Below are 20,145 nucleotides of genomic sequence, written 5' to 3' on the forward strand. Positions count from 1 at the left end.
TTCTTTTATTTGAATCAAATTGTGCTTTTGATGTTACTGCGTCAAATCAGATAGGAATACAATAAAAAAGAGGGACATTGCCCTCTTTAATTATTTTAAAACACCCTGCAAATACATCGCGTTTTAAAAATAATCCTTTAGATCACTTCAACCACAATCTTACCTACATGCTCGCCTGTATCCATGGCTGCATGTGCTTCTTGAATTTGATCAAACTTAAATGTTTTGTAAATCATTGGCAGGCATTCACCTTTAGACCATAACGGAACAACATTTTCCTGAATGCCTTTGGCAATCTCTGCCTTTTCTTCAGTATTACGCGCACGCATGGTTGAGCCTGTAATGGTCAAACGCTTCATCATGATTTGACCCAGTTTTACTTCTTTGGCTTTTGCACCACCTAAGAAGGCTATATAGACCAAACGACCATCACGTCGTAATAGATTGAGGTTCTGCGCCAAATACGGCGCGCCAACGATATCTAAAATAACATCTACGCCTTGCTCAGCGGTCGCCTCATTAATCACTTGCTCAAAGTCTTGAGTTTTATAGTTAATGGCATGAGTGATATTTGAAATCGCAGCGACTTTTTCATCTGAACCTACCGTCGCAAAGGTTTTCATACCTAAAGCATTACACAACATAATCGCTGTAGTACCAATACCGCTAGTACCGCCATGAATAAGTACCGTTTCACCTGCTTTGGCTTTACCCATTTGGAATACATTCGCCCAGACCGTAAAGAAAGTTTCAGGAATCGCTGCTGCTTGAGTAAAGCTTACACCTTCAGGAATACGAATGGTTTGGCTTTCAGGTACTACGCAATATTCTGCATAACCACCACCATTGGTCAGACCGCAGACTTTATCACCCACTTTAAACAAAGTGACATCTGCACCCACAGCAACTACTTCACCCGCCACTTCCAGACCCGGTACTGGTGTTACCCCTTTCGGCATTGGGTACAAGCCTTGGCGCTGTAAAATGTCTGGACGGTTAATACCAAAGGCATGCACTTTAACCAACACTTCATCCGCTTTCGCATCTGGGATGGCAACGCTTTCATACGCCAGTTTATCGACACCGCCCGGTTCAGTAATAATGACCTGCTGCATGCTTTGCTGTGACATTGTTTTTCCTTTTCAATTATTGACTATTCATCTTCTATCTCTGCACTATTTGAACATAGAAATGCCGCAGAATGAATAAACATGGACTTATGTATAATCTGTAGTGTATTTCGTAAATGAATAATAGGCCAAGCATGTCTCAGATCATTGAATACAATGAAGATAACGCCAGTGACTATGAATGGTTCGATGGTTTTGCCGTGATTCGTTTCTATGCAGACTGGTGCGCGCCCTGTGTGCAGAACTTCCCTGTATTTGAGCAGTGCGCAAGTCAAATGTCCGCACAGCATGCACAGCTCAAATTTGGCAAGGTAAATATTGATTCCTCACCGATACTAACCTTGCGCTATAACGTTTATGGACTACCTTCAACCTTAGTATTTTATCGCGGGCAAGTCATTCAACGTATTGCAGGAGTTAAATCGCTGACTGAATTAACAGCCATCATTCAAGATGCGATGCAGTCACATTCAACTCATGACTAAACGGATGTACCTTTTATTTGGATGCAGACTCATTCGGCAGGCGTACAAACTTCATAAAGTATTACGCACCAATGGCAACACGATCAAAATGAGCGGGAACGCCACCATCCATGACATACCCCAAGCGCGCAGCCAAATACCAAGAAAGCCTTCAACCAAGCCTTTATTCATCAGCATGTTAAAGCAAGAAATTGAACCGCTCATAATGCCGGACAAGATTAGGGGCATCAGCCAAGTCATGTGTTTGGGATGAAATTTTGGGAGTTGATTCATCTGTAAATACCTATTATTCGTCTTGGGCTGCGTTCTGGGCTTTTACGGTTTGTTTCAGTGTTTTCATAAATTGGCCGAAATGCGGCATGAAATCTTTAAATAAAGGATGGTCTTTATTTTCCAACAAGGTTTCACCAAACAGTTTCAGACCCACAGCAAAGGCTTTGGTTTTTTCATCATCTAACAATTGCGCTTTGGTCAAATGCTCCAGCACCTTAAACATGTCATCATGGTTGTAGGCATTAAACTGCAACGCTTCGGTATAAGTCGAAGGATTGCCCTGCGCATCAGCAATGTGTTTGAGCGTGATTTCATATTGATGCTGTTTCATTGTGTCACCTCCATACGGCTGATTTCGACTGCCGCCTGATCTATTTTTTCTGCAATGGCATAGACCTGTTCAGGTGTTAGTTCACAGTGCTGAATTTTGATGCGCAGTGATGCTTTTAAGTTTTCCATCGCACGTTTGATGTCGACGAATTGTTCATTGTTATGAATCTGCTTACGGGTATCAAAACAACACAGAATTTTCTCTACTGTGGCTTTTTCTGCCTCTAAATGCACTAAGCCTGACTGTGTGACGCTGTATTGTTTACGGTCTTCGGCATTTAGTTCTGCATGGATGTATTGCTGTTCTTCGAGGTAGTTCAGCGTTGGGTAAATCGTCCCTGTGCTTGGGCTGTAACCGCCGCCAACGATTGCGCCGACATCTTTAATGATGTCGTAACTAAACTTAGGCGCTTGGGAAATAAGATGCAGCACCAATAGTTTCATGTGCCCTGCTTCAAACAGGCGTTTTCGGGTTTTGACAGGACTTTCGATGTCTGCAATCAGGTCAGAATTTGGCATAGCAAAGATACACCTTAAGATTAATTAAGATATATCTTATCAGTTTGAGGTTTTAAGTTCAATATTACGAAACTACTGGCTCTCTTTCTACATACTGTGCTTTTATCAAATGAATGAATCCTAAAAATGTTAAAAAGTTCCTAGAATCCGCAAAATAGTTTGGATATGCCTGCTTTATACCATCCACAGCATTACTCGATACCAACGCAACAATCCAATTACTTCCTTCCTGTATTGTGGATTCTAATAATGTGTAATACTCAGAAGCTTTTTCAGCTTCCTCCTTTTTAAAGTAATCACATTGAATACTTTTAGTATTTGTATTTAATCTAACTAATATATATCCATCTGGACAATTTTCTAACCGTTCTGATTGGTCCATAATATTGATAGATCTAGCAAAAGAATTAAGGAGTTGTGGTACCTGTAGTTTTTTTGATATGTATTTAATTTCTGCAACTTCTCGCAATAGTTTTTCATCTTTAAAAACATATAAAATATATTCCCTCATTAAATCTTTTTCATTTTTGATTCCATATCCTGGTAAGGACTCAATAATTGCTAACTGATTTGAAACTAACATAAAAAATCTTTGCCAGGACATACGCCCTTGATTAGTTTTGAGGTTTTGCTTAGTAAATAAATCAACAATTTCTAATGTCGTTGCCCAAGTATGTTGCATCTGCGTTCTGAGTTGTAATTCTATATTTCTATTTTCTTTTTCGTCATTTAAAAACTTTCCAACTAAATGAACACCCCTATAACCGTCAGGCTTAGGATTTTTTAAATAATCTTTTTTCCTTAACTTATTTTCATTGTTATAAAATCTCTTATCACTTTGAATTTGCTTCAATATTTTTTGCAATTTTTTAGAACTAGAAACAACTACACGAACTCCCCCAATGTCCTGCATATTTTTAAGCATCATATTATCAAAACGAGATAATTTTTTGATTATGGAATTACTACGCTTCAACCTTTTTGCCAAGAATGCAGATTTATCAAATTTTACTGTCGCCTCTTTCAATAAAACTTCCGCACTATTCATTGAACTTTCGTGGCTATACCGCCAATATGTCAAAACATCCATCGTTGCCCTAAATAGTACCGGGTTTTCTTTAAGCAATGGATTCTGTAGATCATTTCCCGCCTGAGTAATTCTTTTACCTGTATATTTCATATTAATTAGTGATCAATTTTTTAGCATGTTATCAAAAAATCTGTAACTCATTAATATTTTTTATTTTTGCTATACTCTACCTTTATATTCTCTCACCATCCGATCACTCACATCTTCAGGATAACAAAGTGGCGCATAACCACCTGCACGGTTGTAGGCACTACGCTTACCGCACCGACTACCATTACTTGCAGTATTGTAAGGACAAGGGCAATTTCCCGGATAACTATCAATAGACTGCTGTATTATTTTCTGTTTAATTACCTCTGTACTTTGCCCATTTTGCTTAGCCTCTACTGTAAAAGCCAAACATAACCCTATTAAAAATAAAAACTTTTTCATAAAAATCCCTCTATATAATCATTTTACAGAGAAAATATTTATGTGAACCATCACACATAATTTAAGTGTTTTATTTTTCAGCAATTAATCTATAGCAATAAAAAACCCGCCATCAGGCGGGTTTTTTATTTGAAGTGGATCAATCTATTACAGACGAACCAACTCAACAATTTTCTCAGCAACTTCTTCAGCAGTCTCCACTGTATAAGTCACATCAGTACCTTCAGCACTATCAGTAATCACAACCACACCAGTTTCACGAACTAGTGCAACTTGCTCCACAGTTAAACCAGCTTTCGCAATTGCAACCACACCTTGCTGAATCAATAAGCTTTCAATCGCTTGCGCATTTTCAAGGGCTTTAGCAGTCACAGTTACAGCAGCAGGTTTTTGACCTAAACGTGCAGCACGCGCTTCAGCAGTAACAGGCTCGTTGTGTGCAGTCCATTCCACTGCAGACTCAACCATACCCGCCCCAACAGTCACGTTGCTTAAACGGTCAATAAATATAAATGAACCTGTGTAACGGCTGTCTTTATAACGGTCAAATACCACTGGCGCATCAAACTCAATCGTTACATCTGCAATCGCATTCAATTCAAGCTGTTCAACTTCCGTTTTTTCCAATGTGTTTACATTGGTACGGTAGTTAATTTTAGCTACTTTGGCAGGAATAGTTTGCGTACCAAACTTCACGTTATACAGCTTACCAACCACTAAAGGCGCATCTGTCATCCATACCACAGAGGCACGTGCAGAACGTGAAATTAATGGTTGTTCGCCCGCTTTTACCAATACGTTACCGCGTGAAATATCAATTTCATCGTTCAGTGTTAAAGTCACCGCTTGACCTGCAACTGCATGATCTAAGTTACCGTCAAAAGTCACGATTTCTTTAACAGTAGACGACTTACCAGATGGCAATGCAGTAATGGTATCGCCAACTTTTACTTCACCGAGTGCAATCGTACCGCAGAAGCCACGGAAGTCGAGGTTCGGACGGTTAACATACTGAACAGGGAAACGGAATTCGTGCTTGCTCGTATCATGCGAAATTTCAACAGTTTCCAAAGTCTCCATTAGAGTCTGACCTTGGTACCACGGCGTATTTGGCGATTTGTTTACAACGTTATCACCATTCAACGCAGAAATTGGCGTGAAGATAATATTCGCAGGTTTACGATCGCCCAATTGGTTTACGAACTCGTTGTACTCAGCTTGAATCTCATTGAAGCGTGCTTCAGAGAATTCAACCAAGTCCATTTTGTTCACTGCAACCACAATATTACGAATACCCAAAAGACTCGCAATAAATGAGTGACGACGCGTTTGAGTTTGTACGCCATAACGCGCATCAATCAAGATGATCGCTAAATCCGCAGTAGACGCCCCCGTTGCCATGTTACGTGTGTACTGCTCATGCCCCGGGGTGTCAGCAATGATGAACTTACGTTTTTCAGTAGAGAAATAACGGTAAGCCACGTCAATGGTAATACCTTGTTCACGTTCCGCTTGTAGACCATCGACAAGTAAAGCCAAGTCAGGCGCATCACCCGTAGTACCCACTTTTTTAGAGTCACGAGTCACAGCTTGTAATTGATCTTCATAAATCAATTTTGAATCGTAAAGCAAACGGCCGATTAAAGTCGATTTACCGTCATCTACGTTACCGCAAGTCAGGAAACGTAGAAGGTCTTTATTTTCGTGTTGTTTTAAATACGCCAAGATGTCTTGGCTAATTAAATCTGATTGATGAGACATTGCTCAAAGCTCCACATATTCTTTTGAAATCGGTTTCTGAATCTTTTTAATCCCTCTAAATCTCCCTTTAAGAAAGGGAGACTTCTCCGTTCTTTCTCGGGAGTTCCCCCTCTTTAGTAAAGAGGGTGAGCAGCACTGCTGCGCAAGGGAGATTATGAGATTCTTAGAAGTAACCTTCCTGCTTTTTCTTTTCCATCGAACCTGCTTCGTCATGGTCGATCATACGACCTTGACGTTCAGATGTGGTGGCTAAAAGCATCTCTTGGATAATTTCCGGTAAAGTTGTTGCAGTTGATTCAACCGCACCTGTCAGTGGGTAACAACCTAAAGTACGGAAACGCACCGATTTCATTTGTGGCACTTCACCTTCGTTTAAACGCATACGCTCATCATCAACCATGATCAGTGTACCGTTACGCTCAACCACTGGACGTTCAGCAGCCAAGTACAAAGGAACCAATTTAATATTTTCGAGGTAGATGTATTGCCAAATATCCAACTCAGTCCAGTTAGACAATGGGAACACACGAATACTTTCACCTTTGTTCACTTTACCGTTGTAAAGATTCCAAAGTTCAGGACGTTGGTTTTTAGGGTCCCAACGATGTTTGGTATCACGGAATGAGTAAACACGTTCTTTGGCACGAGATTTTTCTTCGTCACGGCGCGCACCACCGAAAGCCGCATCAAACTGATATTTATCAAGTGCTTGTTTTAAGCCTTGAGTTTTCATGATATCAGTATATTTTGAGCTCCCGTAATCGAACGGATTCACGCCTGCATCTTTACCTTCTTTGTTTTGATGCACGATCAAATCAAAGCCATGCTCTTTTGCCATGTTGTCACGGAAAGTAATCATGTCTTTAAATTTCCAACCCGTGTCTACATGCAGTAGTGGGAATGGAAGTTTGGCAGGATAGAATGCTTTTAAAGCAAGATGCAGCATGACCGCTGAATCTTTACCGATTGAATACAGCATGACTGGGTTTTCGAACTCAGCAGCAACTTCACGGATGATATGAATACTCTCAGCTTCAAGCTGTTTAAGATGAGTAAGTCTTTCCTCATTTAATGACATGGACAACACCAGCTTAGAATATGTGTACTTATTACACTTTTAAAGATATATATACATTATAGTGATTAAGCTTTCATAACGATTGCTTGTTTTGTGATATTGATATTCTTATTCGTCATATACAAATTGTCTGATACTGCTTATCAATTTTAATTAATTTAATACGATAGGCTTATCAATTTCATTATTATTCTAGTCCGAGATCCCTAAGTTTACGCAATTTTTTATCGATTAACTAATCGCTAAATCCTCTAAACAATCGGTATTCAAACTCGCTCAAATTACCTAAAGTAGCTATATCACTCTCCAATAGTTATTGATATGCCATATAGTCACTATACGCTTGAAACCTTAAAGTCGCTGATTGAAGCAGCAGGTCTTGCTGGCTATATTTATCAGCATTCTTCACACATGCTTGTGCTCCAAGAAGCCTTAAATGATGACGGCAGCCCGCTGAATAACTTTATCCAACATGAGCTGAGTGCTGACCAAATTGGCCTTCAGTTCGGCCTACGACTTTTGGACAATAAACTCGAATTTTTGATTGGGGTGACTCACAGTAACCAAGATCGCGGCTACGAAATTGGCGCTGGCAATTTAAAGGCCGATCAACGCGCATTTAATCTGCTCTATGCTTTTTATAATTTTCCCAAAGCATTTCACTTAATCCATTTCCCGCTCGCAGCCAATAGCACCCAGTTAGAAGAAGAGATCGAAAAGCAATTGTTTCAACTTGAAAGCATGGGCTTTTTAGACACTGCGATTAAAACCAATCCGATGGGCGAACAAGTGAAGTGGATGAAAACCTTTATTGTTCAAGCGGCTTTAGATATGAAAGTACGCATTCAAACTTCATTGTTATAAAAACGGTTAAAGCCACCTAAAAATAGCTCTTTTGAACACCAGTTCAAATCTCCATATGACATCGAAAGTCACGGTAAAGCTCTCAGCACTGCCGTGACGGTTATAAATTTACATTTCCTAACATTGTTTTCTGTGCCTTTTAACAAGCCATTTTTCTCCGTTAAGCACGACCACTTATATATCTGCAATTAGACTGAAAATTTGATTGATCACAATGACTTAAATCTTAAATGGGTAAAGCAGAAATACTATTAACTTTAGATTTAGATAATCCTGACTTAATTGATCACCTATTTTTAAAGAAAAACTTAGTAATAGCTCACATAAAAGCCGACTTTTTGTTAATCTGATCTGTAATTTTTTTACACAATTTCGACAGATAATGTTATTTTATTTACTGAAAAAAATTCAGCCAGAATTATTTTTTTTTGATTTTTTATAAGCATAAATATAGAGATAAATATAATGTGGGAATTGTTTACTCACCCGTCTAATATCGTGTTTAGCATCAGTCTCTGTTTAATGTTCTTGTTTGGACTTTTTGAGATTGTGTTAACAATTTTAGGGGGTGGTTCTCAAGGCTTCTTAGATCAATTCCTACCTGAGGATGTTGGTCATAATGCAGAGCTAGGTGTAGATGCCGATGCAGGTATCGTGACACGTGTGCTCGATTGGTTGTATTTGGGTCGTATTCCACTGTTTGTATGGCTCATCATTTTCTTATGTGTCTATAGTTTATTGGGCTTTGCTATTCAAGCCATCGTTAACCAAATGACCAGTATGATGTTCAGTGCATGGATTATTGCACCAGCCTGTATTTTTCTGTGCATGCCCTTCGTACGTTTTAGCGCAATGCTCATTGCCCGTATTTTACCCCAAGATGAAACCACTGCCATTTATAGTGATGAATTGATCGGTAGAACGGCCACGATCATTTTGGGTGATGCACGACCCCAGTCTCCTGCTCAAGCCAAAGTCAAAGATCAACACGGATTGACCCATTATATTTTGGTTGAACCTGAACAAGATGAAATTTTCAGCCAAGGTCAATCAGTGGTTTTAACCCAAAAAACAAATGTAGGCTTTCAAGCCACAATGCTCTAAATTTTGAATGAATTGATGCTCGATCAGTTCTTCTAACACCATATAAATACATTTAACGCGTCATTCCTTCTGTAAATCTCGAAGTCATGATGAGTCAACAAAATACTGATTTTTAAACCAAACTTGTTAGCACTTTAGAGGGTTAGCTTGAACTACAACAAAAGAGATAAACGTCCATGTTAGACATTATTCCAAGCGGTATCCTTGTTTCAGTCGGGATAATTTTTGCCGCACTTATTTTTATTGGTTTTATTATTGCTCGACTTTATCGTCGCTCAAGTAAAGAAATTTCATTTGTGCGTACAGGCTTCGGCGGTGAAAAAGTGATTTTAGGTGGCGGTGCTATTGTGCTTCCTGTGCTGCATGAAATTATTCCAGTCAATATGAACACCCTACGTCTTGAAGTACGCCGTGCAGATGACCAAGCGCTGATTACACGTGACCGTATGCGTGTCGACGTGATGGCGGAGTTCTATGTCCGTGTGAAACCAACCGCAGATTCGATTGCTACCGCAGCACAAACGTTAGGTCAAAAGACCATGTCGCCAAATGAGTTAAAGAATTTGGTCGAAGGAAAATTTGTTGACTCATTGCGTGCAGTTGCCGCAGAAATGGCGATGGAAGAGTTGCATGAAAAACGTGTCGACTTCGTACAAAAAGTTCAGCAAGTGGTGTCTGAAGATTTACATAAAAACGGTTTGGAACTTGAAACTGTTTCATTAACTGGCTTAGACCAAACAGGCTTTAAATACTTTAACCCACAAAATGCGTTCGATGCTGAAGGTTTAACTAAACTGACAGAAACCATTGAAGACCGTCGTCGTAAACGTAATGCGATTGAACAAGATGCAGATCTTGCGATTAAGACCAAGAACTTAGAAGCAGAACAAGCACGTCTACAAATTTTGCGTGAAGAAGAATATGCAAAACTGCAACAAGAACGTGAAATTTCAGTTCGTCGTGCAGAACAGCTTGCAGAAATTGCATCACAAGAAGCTTCGAAAAAACGTGAAGCCGAAGAAGCGCGTATTGCTGCTGAACGTGAAGTTGACTTAAAGCGTATTACTGCTGCACGTGACGTTGAAAATCAAAATATTCAAAAGTCACAAATTATTCAGCAAGCCCAAGTGGAACAAAAGAAAACCATTGAGTTGGCTGAGCAAGACCGTGCCATTGCTATTGCAGAAAAATCTCGTGCTGAATCTGAAGCTAAAGCGCATGCCGATCAAGCCCGTGCTCAAGCGGTAAAAGCCGAAGAAGAAGTCATTACCGTTCGTCAAATCCAACAAGCTGAACGTCAAAAAGCTGTTGAATTGGTCTCTGCGAAAGAAAAAGCGGAGAAAGATGCGATTGCCATTACTGTCGCGGCTGAAGCGGGTAAACAAGCAGCCGCAGATGATGCAGAAGCGATTCGTATTGCAGCTGAAGCCGAAGCTGAAAAAGTTCGCTTAAAAGCCAAAGGTGAAGCTGACGCAAAAGTTCTCTTGGCTCAAGCGATGGAAAAACAATACCAAGTTGATGCTGAAGGTACACGTGCAGTGAACGAAGCAAACAACGTATTGTCATCTGAACAGGTTGAAATGCAAATTCGTTTAGCGATGCTGAAATACTTACCAGAAATCATTCGCGAAAGTGTTAAACCAATGGAAAACATTGATGACATTAAGATTTTGCAAGTAAATGGTCTAAATGGTGGTCATGCAGGTTCTTGCCAAGGTGATGCTCACCACGAAGGCAGCGGCAATGTTGCCTTATCAGACCAAGTGGTGAATAGTGCCTTACGCTACCGCAGCCAGGCCCCACTAATTGATAGCTTGATGAGTGAACTTGGTATCCAAGGTGGCGATATTAACGGTTTAACTCAGAGCTTAAAAACCAGCAAAAACTAAGTTTTTGATTGAGATAGGGCTCCATCAAATCTCTTTATTCAGAAGTGATTGCTTGAGCAACACATTCTAAATGAATTAAAAAAGCAGTGTCCGCACTGCTTTTTTATGGCTTAGATACTTGTACTTATGGGCATACAATCTCCCAAAGAAATGAACAACATTTTCTGTCTTATCAGAGCGCTTTTAATGGTTTCTGACATTTATATTTCGCATCACAGCCTGATGTTAAATCAATGAACAAATGGCGTATTTCATAAAAATACTCATTTAGAAGCTATAGAGCAAACAGCATAAAATTATGAAACAAAATATTTAAAATCAATTAATTGATATATCCTTCTCATCTTACAGAATAAGATATTTACTTCTATATATTCAGCTCGATAACATTTTGTTCTATCTATTGTTTTTATAAAACTTGGAAATTGCTTCTTAAATGGAAAATAGGGTCTAACTAAGTTCTGGCTCTTTAAACCATCAACTAAAAAATAATAACTATCTATCGAGATATATGCTCCTGTAGATTTTCTTAAAAAAATTTCATCACTGAGATAGCAAATTTCACCAATTTTAAAGCTCCCCCTTCTCATATTCCTAATCTACCATCCTTTGTATAAGGCTTGAGAAAATTACAAATAAAATAATTTCTATTGAAAATATTAGGCTTCATCCAAGTAAAAAAGCTCTTTGATGATAAAGATCCATTAAAAATCTCAATTAAATTAGTTATTTTCCCTAAAATCAATATACTGCACGCTATACGAAATTATTTTTAAAAATCATAAACCTATGACCATCCCCGCAATCATCACATATTCGGATTATTATGTGTTCTTTACATTTCATAGTTATTGAACAACCAATATTCCATCCGTTTATGCAGCGTCACTGCACCCCAAAGCAGAACACATAGCCATGCCCTTATGGCTTTTGCATAGCGGCTGAAATACGCTTTTTTTTGCGTAAAAAAAAAGAGAATCCGAAGATTCTCTTTTGATGTTTAAGTATGGCGATTAAACCAAACCTTTGCCTTTCAGCACTTCGTACATGGTCGAACCTAATTCAGCAGGACTACGGGTATAAGCCATACCCGCTTTTTCAAAGGCAGCGAATTTCTCTTCAGCTGTGCCTTTACCGCCCGAAATGATTGCCCCTGCATGCCCCATACGTTTACCTTTAGGTGCAGTTACACCCGCGATATAACCAACAACAGGCTTTGTAACATTCGACTGGATATATTCAGCCGCTTCTTCTTCTGCTGTACCACCAATCTCACCAATCATGATGATCGCTTCAGTTTGAGGGTCATCTTGGAACAGCTTTAAGCAATCAATTTGGTTCATGCCCGGAATTGGATCTCCCCCAATACCGATACAAGTCGACTGACCTAGACCCAACTTCGTAGTTTGCGCTACAGCTTCATAGGTTAATGTCCCTGAACGCGAGATAATGCCGATTTTACCTGGCTGATGAATATGCCCCGGCATAATACCGATCTTACATTCACCCGGAGTAATAATCCCTGGACAGTTCGGACCAATTAGACGTGCATTATTACCATAGGTTTCTAGGTAACGTTTAGCTTTTAGCATATCGAGTGTAGGCACACCTTCCGTAATCACAACGATCAGCTCAACACCTGAATCAATCGATTCAATAATTGAATCTAGGACAAATGGTGCCGGTACATAAATCGAGGTTGCCGTTGCACCCGTTTCACGTACAGCTTCTTTCATGGTATTGAATACGGGCAGATTCAAATGTTGTGTGCCGCCTTTGCCCGGAGTCACCCCACCGACCACTTTTGTGCCGTAAGCAATTGACTGTTCAGAATGGAATGTGCCGTTTTTACCGGTAAAACCTTGTACCAATACTTTGGTGTCTTTATTAACTAATACGCTCATGATCTCTACTCCCTTAGCCTTTTACCGCAGCAACAATTTTTTCTGCAGCATCAGCCAAGCCATTTGCAGAAATCAATTTCAAACCTGATTCATCAAGTAATTTTGCACCTAACTCTGCATTGTTCCCTTCTAGACGAACAACCACAGGTACAGTCACATTTACTTCTTGAACCGCTGCAATAATTGCTTCAGCAATCATGTCACAACGTACAATTCCGCCAAAAATATTAATTAATACACCCTGCACAGAACTATCCGCCAAAATGATTTTAAAGGCTTCAATTACGCGTTCTTTGGTCGCGCCGCCTCCTACATCTAGGAAGTTTGCAGGTTGACCACCATATAGCTTGATGATGTCCATGGTTGCCATCGCTAGGCCAGCACCATTGACCATACAACCAATATTGCCTTCTAAGGCAACATAGTTCAGATCAAACTCAGAGGCTTTCAGCTCACGCTCATTTTCTTGCGTTTTATCGCGTAGTGCTGCGATTTCTGGTAAGCGATATAAAGCATTTGAGTCGATACCAATTTTTGCATCCACACATAAAATCTCGCCATTTTCACGTACGGATAACGGGTTAATTTCAAATAAAGCAAAATCATTTTCAATGAATGCTTGATAAGCCGCAGACATGATTTTGACAAATTGATTCACTTGACCATCTTTTAGGTTTAAAGCAAACGCCACTTCACGTGCTTGGAATGGTAACAATCCCACTAGAGGATCTACTTCAACTTTAATAATTTTTTCAGGCGTTTCTTCTGCAACTTTCTCAATTTCAACACCGCCTTCAGTCGATGCCATAAAGGTCACACGACGGCTAGAACGGTCAACTACAGCACCTAGGTACAATTCACGCTCTACTGGATAAACATCTTCAGATACCAAAATACCGCTGACGGGTTGACCTAATGCATCTGTTTGATAAGTGACTAAGCGTGAGCCGACCATTTGGTTCACATAATCAGTGGCTTCTTGTGCAGATTTTACGACTTTAACGCCGCCCGCTTTACCACGACCACCTGCATGGACTTGGGCTTTTAAAACTGCAAACTTACCACCCAATTGCTCAAAAGCTTTGACTGCTTCTTCTGCGGTTGTTACAAATACGCCTTCTTGGACTGGCATACCATATTTTTTTAATAACGCTTTAGCTTGATATTCGTGTAGATTCATTGAACAACCTTTTACTCTTTTTTCGCTTTGTTATGACCCATTAAAGCCCAGACATCCGTCAAAGCAGCTTTAACCTTTTTTAAATCTTAAAATATTTCTTATCTTTATTTTTAGATGATTATTCAAATTAAAACAACCATCTGAAACAAAAAAGAGCGGCCTAAGCCGCTCTTTTTACATCTTATTTACGTTTACGCTGAATCGCGTGAATCGCACGTCCATCGACAGCCAACGCAGCTTCGTGAACGACTTCAGAGAATGTCGGGTGACCGAAAGTCATTAACTGAAGGTCTTCAACACTTGATACAAACTCAAGTGCAATCATACCTTGGTGTACGATATCAGACGCTGCAGGTCCAATGACATGCATACCAAGTAGACGATCCGTTTTTGCATCAGCAACAAACTTAACAAAGCCTGCGTTTTCACCAGCAGCCATTGCACGACCATTTGCAGCGAAACCAAATTGACCTGTTTTAACTTCGTGGCCTTTTTCTTTCGCTTGCTCTTCTGTTAAACCAACCCACGCCGCTTCTGGGTGTGTGTAAATTACAGAGATAATAGTGTCATAGTTCACTTGAGCTGCATGACCGTGGATACGCTCAACAGCCATTACGCCTTCTTCCATTGCTTTATGTGCAAGCATTGGACCACGTACCAAGTCACCAATTGCGTATACGCCTTCAACTGAAGTTGCACACCAATCGTTTACTTCAACTAGACCGCGCTCAGTGAGTTTAATGCCTGAATCTTCAGCCAATAAACCTTCTGCATATGCTTTACGGCCCACACAAACGATCAATTTATCGAAAGTTTGAGTTTTATCTTCGCCACCTTGCGTGTACTTAACAGTAACTTCACGGCCATTGACTTCTGTACCAGCAACTTTAGCGCCAACACGGATATCAAGGCCTTGTTTAGTCAATACTTTTTGGTAGTCTTTTGCCAAAGCTTTATCAGCCATTGGCAAGAATGCATCCATTGCTTCAAATACAACAACTTCAGAACCAAGACGACGCCATACTGAACCAAGTTCAAGACCAATTACACCCGCGCCGATTACTCCAAGACGTTTAGGCACTTCTGGGAACTCAAGCGCACCAGTAGAGTCAACAATAATGTCTTGGTCTACAGGAGCAACTGGAATATTGACTGGCACAGAACCCGATGCAAGGATTACATATTTAGGTTCTAAAATTTGAGTTTCACCTTCGTGAGATACAAACTCAACTTTCTTACCTGCAAGTAATTTACCTGTACCTTTTAACCATTCGATACCATTGCCTTTAAGTAGGCCATCAATACCCATCGTTAATTGGTTAACAATTTTGTCTTTACGATCAAGCAGTTTTGCAAGATCAAATTTCACTTCACCAGTCGTAATACCGTGGTCATCTAAGTGATGAACGGTATCTTCATAGCGGTGAGATGAATCAAGTAATGCTTTAGATGGGATACAACCCACGTTTAAGCAAGTACCACCTAAAGATGGTTTACCTTTATGAATACGTTTTTCAATACAAGCTACTTTAAAGCCTAATTGAGCAGCGCGGATAGCAGCTTCATAACCACCAGGACCGCCACCAATAACAACTAAATCAAATTGAGACATGTGTATCTCCAAAAATGGGCTTAAGAGGATCGCTCTAAGCCCATTGCATTATTCTGAAGTATTAAAGATCAAGGATGAGTTTAGCTGGTTCTTCTAACAATTCTTTGATTGTTACAAGGAAGCCTACTGCTTCTTTACCATCGATTAGACGGTGGTCATAAGAAAGCGCTAAGTACATCATTGGCAAGATTTCAACTTGACCATTTACAGCCATAGGACGTTCTTGGATTTTATGCATACCCAAAATCGCAGTTTGTGGCGTATTTAAGATAGGTGTAGAAAGCAAAGAACCGAAAGTACCACCATTAGTAATAGTGAATGTACCGCCAGTCATATCTTCGATACCCAATTTACCATCACGCGCTTTACCAGCGTATGCACGGATACCATTTTCAACTTCAGCATAGTTCATGCGGTCAGTATCACGAAGAACTGGAACTACTAGACCACGGTCGCTTGATACAGCAACACCGATGTCGTAGAAACCGTGGTAAACGATGTCATTGCCATCAATCGAAGCGTTTACAGCTGGGTAGCGTTTAAGTGCTTCAGTTGCTGCTTTAACAAAGAATGACATGAAGCCAAGACGTGCACCATGACGCTTTTCAAAAGCATCTTTGTATTGCGCACGCATTTCCATGATTGGTTTCATGTTTACTTCGTTGAACGTAGTCAACATTGCAGTTTCTTGAGTTGCAGCAAGTAGACGTTCAGCAACACGCTTACGAAGACGAGTCATAGGAACACGTTTTTCGATACGTTCACCAACAGCAACGCTTAATGGCGCAGCAGCAGGAGCAGCTGGTTTAGCTTGATGGTTTGCAACATCTTCTTTAGTGATGCGACCGCCACGGCCAGTGCCAGCAACGTCAGCAGCAGCAATGCCAGACTCAGTCAATGCTTTACGTACTGCTGGTGCTTGATCAGCAACAGGTTGTGCACGCTCAACAACTGGCGCAGCGCCCGCTTGAGTTTGCGCAGCAGCTTGTTCTACTTTCTCTTCTGATTGAACAGCTTGAGTTTGAGCAGCGCCAGAAGCAACACCTTCTTCAAAAGTCGCGATCACTTCGTTCGATAAAACTGTATCGCCTTCGTTTTTAACGATTGCAGAAATCGTACCGTCAGCAGGAGCTACAACTTCTAAAACAACTTTATCTGTTTCAATATCACAAATCACTTCGTCACGTGATACTGCTTCACCTGGTTGTTTGTGCCAAGTTGCAACTGTACCGTCAGCAACTGACTCTGGGAATACCGGTGCTTTAATTTCGGTTGCCATTATTAAGAATCTCCTGTTATTCAGCTACGATAGCTAAAGCATCATTTACGAGCTGAGCTTGTTGTTTTGCGTGCAAATATGGTGAACCACAAGCCGGTGCAGCAGAAGCTTCACGACCTGCATAACTAATACGAACTTGTTTGCCCGCTTTCATCACGTCGTCATACAGACGCGGAGCGATGAATAACCATGCACCTTGGTTCTTCGGTTCTTCTTGAGCCCAAACCAATTCTTTAACGTTTGGATATTGTGCAAGAACTTCAGCAAGACGTGCTTCTGGGTACGGATACAATTGTTCAATACGAACGATTGCTGTGTTGTTCAATTCTTTTTCACGACGTTTTTCAAGTAAGTCGTAGTAAACCTTACCACCACAAAGCACTAGACGAGTTACGTCTGATTTGTTGATGTTGTCGATTTCATCAATCACAGTTTGGAATGAACCATTTGCAAGTTCTTCTAATGTAGAGGTTGCAAGTTTGTGACGAAGAAGCGACTTCGGTGAAGTCACGATCATTGGTTTACGGATTGGACGAAGTGCTTGACGACGCATCGCATGGTAAATCTGCGCTGGTGTAGTCGGTGTGATCACTTGCATGTTTTCTTCAGCACATAGCTGTAAGAAACGCTCTAAACGAGCTGATGAATGCTCAGGACCTTGACCTTCAAAGCCGTGTGGAAGAAGCATAGTCAGACCGCATACACGTTCCCACTTCGTTTCGCCAGACGCGATGAACTGATCGATTACAACCTGTGCACAGTTTGCGAAGTCACCAAATTGCGCTTCCCAAATGACAAGGCTCTTTGGAAGAGTTGTTGCATAACCGTATTCGAATGCAAGAACCGCCATTTCTGACAATAAAGAGTCATAAATTGCAGTACGCGGTTGGTTTTCTTTCAAGTTACATAATGGAATGTAAGTTGAACCATCTACTTGGTTATGAAGTTTTGCATGACGGTGTGAGAATGTACCACGACCAACGTCTTCACCTGTTAAACGAACAAGGAAACCTTCATCTAGAAGAGACGCGTAAGCTAATGTTTCAGCAGCACCCCAGTTCAATGGCATTTCACCAGTCTGCATTTTCAGACGGTCATCAATCACTTTAGCAACCTGACGTTGCATCACGAAGCCTTCAGGAAGCTCGCGCATTTTCGCACCAAGCTCTTTTAGACGTTCGATTGGGAAAGTCGTATCCCATTTGTCTGTGTATTCGTGGCCTAGGTAAGGTTTCCAGTCCACAAACATTTTTGTATTTGGCTCAAGTACCAACGCATTTGCAACGTGTTTTCCTGCTTCAAGGTCAGAACGATACTGTTCAACCATTGCATCAGCAGAAGCACGATCAAGAACGCCTTCTTGTACAAGTTTGTCAGCATAAAGCGTACGAGTAGTCGCTTTTTTATTGATGATTTGATACATCATTGGCTGAGTTGCAGCTGGCTCGTCAGCTTCGTTATGACCACGACGACGGTAGCAGAACATATCGATTACAACGTCTTTACGGAATGTATGACGGAAATCGTGTGCCAATTGAGAAACAAATAATACAGATTCAGGATCATCACCGTTCACATGGAAGATCGGTGCTTGGATCATTTTCGCGATGTCAGTACAGTATTCTGTAGAACGCGCATCACGTGGGTCAGACGTTGTGAAACCAACTTGGTTGTTCACGACGATATGAACTGTACCACCCACGGTATAACCGCGAGTTTGTGACATTTGGAAAGTTTCTTGGTTTACACCTTGACCTGCAAATGCAGCATCACCGTGAACGATGATTGGTAATACATCATCACCACCGATATCTTTACGACGTACTTGACGTGCGCGTACAGAACCTTCTACTACAGGTCCAACGATTTCTAAGTGTGATGGGTTAAACGCTAATGCCAAGTGAACTTCGCCACCCGGAGTCATGACGTTTGAAGAGAAACCTTGGTGGTATTTAACGTCACCAGAGCCTTTTTTATGCAGAGATTTGCCTTCGAACTCACCAAATAGATCAGCTGGGTTTTTACCCATGATGTTTACAAGAAGGTTTAAACGGCCACGGTGAGGCATACCGATAACCACTTCTTTACAACCTACCGAACCCGCACGTTGAATAAGTTCATTCACCATAGGAATGAAAGATTCACCACCTTCAACACCGAAACGTTTCGCACCAACGAATTTGTTACCAAGGTATTTTTCTAGGCCTTCAGCTGCAGTTAGACGTTCAAGGATGTGTTTTTTCTGGTCTGCAGTGTAGCCAAATTGACCACGAGTACCTTCAAGGCGTTGTTGAATCCAACGTTTTTCTTTAGTATCAACAATGTGCATGTATTCAACACCAATCGAAGCAGTATAAGTTGCTTCCATTGCTTGAACCATTTCACCAAGTGTTGCTTCAGACTTACCGATTGCAAGGTTACCTGTATTAAATACAGTATCTAAGTCAGACTGAGTTAGACCGTGCGCAGCAAGATCTAGATCAGGCACGATTTCACGTTTTGCAAGACCAAGTGGATCTAATTTTGCGTTTTGATGACCACGGTTACGGTATGCAGCGATCAACTGTAATACACCGATTTGACGGCGTTCATGCTCAGAACTTACTGCACTTTGCACTACAGGCTGAACACGGCTTGAATTACGGCCTAATAATAGGAATTGCTCACGTACATTGCTGTGTGGTTGATCACCTTTCGGGAATTTATCGAAGTATTCACGCCAATCAGCCTCTACTGAGTCTGGAGCCGTTAGATACTGCTCATAAAGTTCTTCAATATACGCTGCACTGTCAGCGCTAAGTTCAGTGTCAAGACGCAGTGCGTCAGCAACTTCTTGCATGTGTGGACCCATTTCCTATTGCAAAACATTTCAGGATGCTTTTTAAGCGAACCCATGATTAGTAATGTCAAATTGGTAATATGACATTAGTCCCCATTAGGCTTAAGCCTTGAGGCGTTATCACTACATTAGGATTACCCAATGTGATTAATGAACAATAACGCCCTCAGCGGCATCATTACTCATTGAGAAATACCCGACATAAATCGGGCAATTTTTGCAAATCATCTTAGAAAAAATAAATTTTTCGCAATTATCTTTTCTAAAGCGACTTTATTAACATTTATATACCTTCTACAGCGCTTAAATTGTAGAAAAAATGTACCCAATTCAAAGTCATTTTTTACATATAGTGATACTTTAAATGCTAACACGT

16 protein-coding genes and 1 pseudogene are annotated in these 20,145 nt (G+C 40.6%); 4 read left to right on the plus strand and 13 right to left on the minus strand.

Annotated elements, in window-relative coordinates; all coding sequences use genetic code 11:
• Positions 1-137 precede the first annotated feature (137 nt).
• On the minus strand, positions 138-1,130 hold the full coding sequence (locus tag MST16_RS12075; protein ID WP_180011000.1) for an NAD(P)H-quinone oxidoreductase: 993 nt from the start codon (positions 1,128-1,130) through the stop codon (positions 138-140).
• 134 nt (positions 1,131-1,264) lie between these two features.
• On the opposite strand from MST16_RS12075, the gene MST16_RS12080 reads away from it, so the two are divergent.
• Positions 1,265-1,615 (plus strand): co-chaperone YbbN, encoded by a 351-nt coding sequence (locus MST16_RS12080; protein ID WP_180011002.1) that lies wholly within the window; start codon positions 1,265-1,267, stop codon positions 1,613-1,615.
• A gap of 13 nt (positions 1,616-1,628) precedes the next feature.
• On the opposite strand, the pseudogene MST16_RS12085 reads toward MST16_RS12080, so the two are convergent.
• From MST16_RS12085 to cysD, 7 genes and pseudogenes are all read right to left on the minus strand, one after another.
• Positions 1,629-1,888, minus strand: a pseudogene (locus MST16_RS12085) (DUF2798 domain-containing protein).
• A gap of 13 nt (positions 1,889-1,901) precedes the next feature.
• Positions 1,902-2,219: a DUF3861 domain-containing protein gene (locus MST16_RS12090; RefSeq protein ID WP_180011006.1), complete on the minus strand. Its 318-nt coding sequence runs from the start codon at positions 2,217-2,219 to the stop codon at positions 1,902-1,904.
• Positions 2,216-2,737, minus strand: coding sequence for a PadR family transcriptional regulator (locus MST16_RS12095; RefSeq protein WP_180011008.1), 522 nt, complete (start codon positions 2,735-2,737; stop codon positions 2,216-2,218). Before MST16_RS12095 ends, MST16_RS12090 begins: the two co-directional genes overlap by 4 nt.
• A 64-nt stretch (positions 2,738-2,801) precedes the next feature.
• The gene (locus MST16_RS12100; RefSeq protein WP_180011010.1) at positions 2,802-3,917 is read right to left on the minus strand and encodes a RelA/SpoT domain-containing protein; all 1,116 of its coding nucleotides are present in this window, start codon (positions 3,915-3,917) and stop codon (positions 2,802-2,804) included.
• Positions 3,918-3,986: 69 nt separating this feature from the next.
• On the minus strand, positions 3,987-4,259 hold the full coding sequence (locus MST16_RS12105) for a hypothetical protein (protein ID WP_180011012.1): 273 nt from the start codon (positions 4,257-4,259) through the stop codon (positions 3,987-3,989).
• 147 nt (positions 4,260-4,406) lie between these two features.
• The gene (gene cysN / locus MST16_RS12110; RefSeq protein WP_180011013.1) at positions 4,407-6,020 is read right to left on the minus strand and encodes a sulfate adenylyltransferase subunit CysN; all 1,614 of its coding nucleotides are present in this window, start codon (positions 6,018-6,020) and stop codon (positions 4,407-4,409) included.
• A gap of 163 nt (positions 6,021-6,183) precedes the next feature.
• Positions 6,184-7,098, minus strand: a complete 915-nt coding sequence (cysD, locus tag MST16_RS12115; RefSeq protein WP_078189893.1) for a sulfate adenylyltransferase subunit CysD — start codon at positions 7,096-7,098, stop codon at positions 6,184-6,186.
• 321 nt (positions 7,099-7,419) lie between these two features.
• Between cysD and MST16_RS12120 the strand changes: the two genes are divergently transcribed.
• The 3 genes from MST16_RS12120 (at position 7,420) to MST16_RS12130 (ending at position 10,955) form a co-directional block, all read left to right on the plus strand.
• A complete protein-coding gene (locus MST16_RS12120; RefSeq protein WP_111884395.1) occupies positions 7,420-7,962 on the plus strand; it encodes a hypothetical protein in 543 nt (180 codons plus the stop codon).
• 465 nt (positions 7,963-8,427) lie between these two features.
• Positions 8,428-9,066 (plus strand): YqiJ family protein, encoded by a 639-nt coding sequence (locus MST16_RS12125; protein ID WP_180007473.1) that lies wholly within the window; start codon positions 8,428-8,430, stop codon positions 9,064-9,066.
• A 176-nt stretch (positions 9,067-9,242) separates the two neighbouring features.
• Positions 9,243-10,955 carry a flotillin family protein gene (locus MST16_RS12130; RefSeq protein ID WP_180011015.1) on the plus strand — a complete coding sequence of 571 codons (1,713 nt, stop codon included), beginning with the start codon at positions 9,243-9,245 and terminating at the stop codon, positions 10,953-10,955.
• Between the two features lie 1,013 nt (positions 10,956-11,968).
• Here the strand turns inward: MST16_RS12130 and sucD are convergent.
• The 5 genes from sucD to MST16_RS12155 form a co-directional block, all read right to left on the minus strand.
• Positions 11,969-12,859: a succinate--CoA ligase subunit alpha gene (gene sucD / locus MST16_RS12135; protein WP_168379215.1), complete on the minus strand. Its 891-nt coding sequence runs from the start codon at positions 12,857-12,859 to the stop codon at positions 11,969-11,971.
• Positions 12,860-12,872: 13 nt separating this feature from the next.
• Entirely contained in the window at positions 12,873-14,039 is a 1,167-nt protein-coding gene (gene sucC, locus MST16_RS12140; protein ID WP_078192988.1) for an ADP-forming succinate--CoA ligase subunit beta, read from the minus strand.
• Between the two features lie 181 nt (positions 14,040-14,220).
• Entirely contained in the window at positions 14,221-15,651 is a 1,431-nt protein-coding gene (gene lpdA, locus MST16_RS12145; RefSeq protein WP_168379217.1) for a dihydrolipoyl dehydrogenase, read from the minus strand.
• Between the two features lie 61 nt (positions 15,652-15,712).
• On the minus strand, positions 15,713-16,930 hold the full coding sequence (odhB, locus tag MST16_RS12150; protein ID WP_180011019.1) for a 2-oxoglutarate dehydrogenase complex dihydrolipoyllysine-residue succinyltransferase: 1,218 nt from the start codon (positions 16,928-16,930) through the stop codon (positions 15,713-15,715).
• Between the two features lie 16 nt (positions 16,931-16,946).
• Positions 16,947-19,769 carry a 2-oxoglutarate dehydrogenase E1 component gene (locus tag MST16_RS12155; RefSeq protein ID WP_111884450.1) on the minus strand — a complete coding sequence of 941 codons (2,823 nt, stop codon included), beginning with the start codon at positions 19,767-19,769 and terminating at the stop codon, positions 16,947-16,949.
• Positions 19,770-20,145: the final 376 nt, after the last annotated feature.

The organism is Acinetobacter sp. YH16040_T (genome assembly GCF_024605785.1).
Classification (GTDB): domain Bacteria; phylum Pseudomonadota; class Gammaproteobacteria; order Pseudomonadales; family Moraxellaceae; genus Acinetobacter; species Acinetobacter amyesii.

What these genes read in the sequence shown, in the direction of transcription:
- MST16_RS12075 (WP_180011000.1), bottom strand. Translation starts at nt 1,130, where the DNA reads ATGTCACAGCAAAGCATGCAGCAGGTCATTATTACTGAACCGGGCGGT.
- MST16_RS12080 (WP_180011002.1), top strand. Translation starts at nt 1,265, where the DNA reads ATGTCTCAGATCATTGAATACAATGAAGATAACGCCAGTGACTATGAA.
- MST16_RS12090 (WP_180011006.1), bottom strand. Translation starts at nt 2,219, where the DNA reads ATGAAACAGCATCAATATGAAATCACGCTCAAACACATTGCTGATGCG.
- MST16_RS12095 (WP_180011008.1), bottom strand. Translation starts at nt 2,737, where the DNA reads ATGCCAAATTCTGACCTGATTGCAGACATCGAAAGTCCTGTCAAAACC.
- MST16_RS12100 (WP_180011010.1), bottom strand. Translation starts at nt 3,917, where the DNA reads ATGAAATATACAGGTAAAAGAATTACTCAGGCGGGAAATGATCTACAG.
- MST16_RS12105 (WP_180011012.1), bottom strand. Translation starts at nt 4,259, where the DNA reads ATGAAAAAGTTTTTATTTTTAATAGGGTTATGTTTGGCTTTTACAGTA.
- cysN (WP_180011013.1), bottom strand. Translation starts at nt 6,020, where the DNA reads ATGTCTCATCAATCAGATTTAATTAGCCAAGACATCTTGGCGTATTTA.
- cysD (WP_078189893.1), bottom strand. Translation starts at nt 7,098, where the DNA reads ATGTCATTAAATGAGGAAAGACTTACTCATCTTAAACAGCTTGAAGCT.
- MST16_RS12120 (WP_111884395.1), top strand. Translation starts at nt 7,420, where the DNA reads ATGCCATATAGTCACTATACGCTTGAAACCTTAAAGTCGCTGATTGAA.
- MST16_RS12125 (WP_180007473.1), top strand. Translation starts at nt 8,428, where the DNA reads ATGTGGGAATTGTTTACTCACCCGTCTAATATCGTGTTTAGCATCAGT.
- MST16_RS12130 (WP_180011015.1), top strand. Translation starts at nt 9,243, where the DNA reads ATGTTAGACATTATTCCAAGCGGTATCCTTGTTTCAGTCGGGATAATT.
- sucD (WP_168379215.1), bottom strand. Translation starts at nt 12,859, where the DNA reads ATGAGCGTATTAGTTAATAAAGACACCAAAGTATTGGTACAAGGTTTT.
- sucC (WP_078192988.1), bottom strand. Translation starts at nt 14,039, where the DNA reads ATGAATCTACACGAATATCAAGCTAAAGCGTTATTAAAAAAATATGGT.
- lpdA (WP_168379217.1), bottom strand. Translation starts at nt 15,651, where the DNA reads ATGTCTCAATTTGATTTAGTTGTTATTGGTGGCGGTCCTGGTGGTTAT.
- odhB (WP_180011019.1), bottom strand. Translation starts at nt 16,930, where the DNA reads ATGGCAACCGAAATTAAAGCACCGGTATTCCCAGAGTCAGTTGCTGAC.
- MST16_RS12155 (WP_111884450.1), bottom strand. Translation starts at nt 19,769, where the DNA reads ATGCAAGAAGTTGCTGACGCACTGCGTCTTGACACTGAACTTAGCGCT.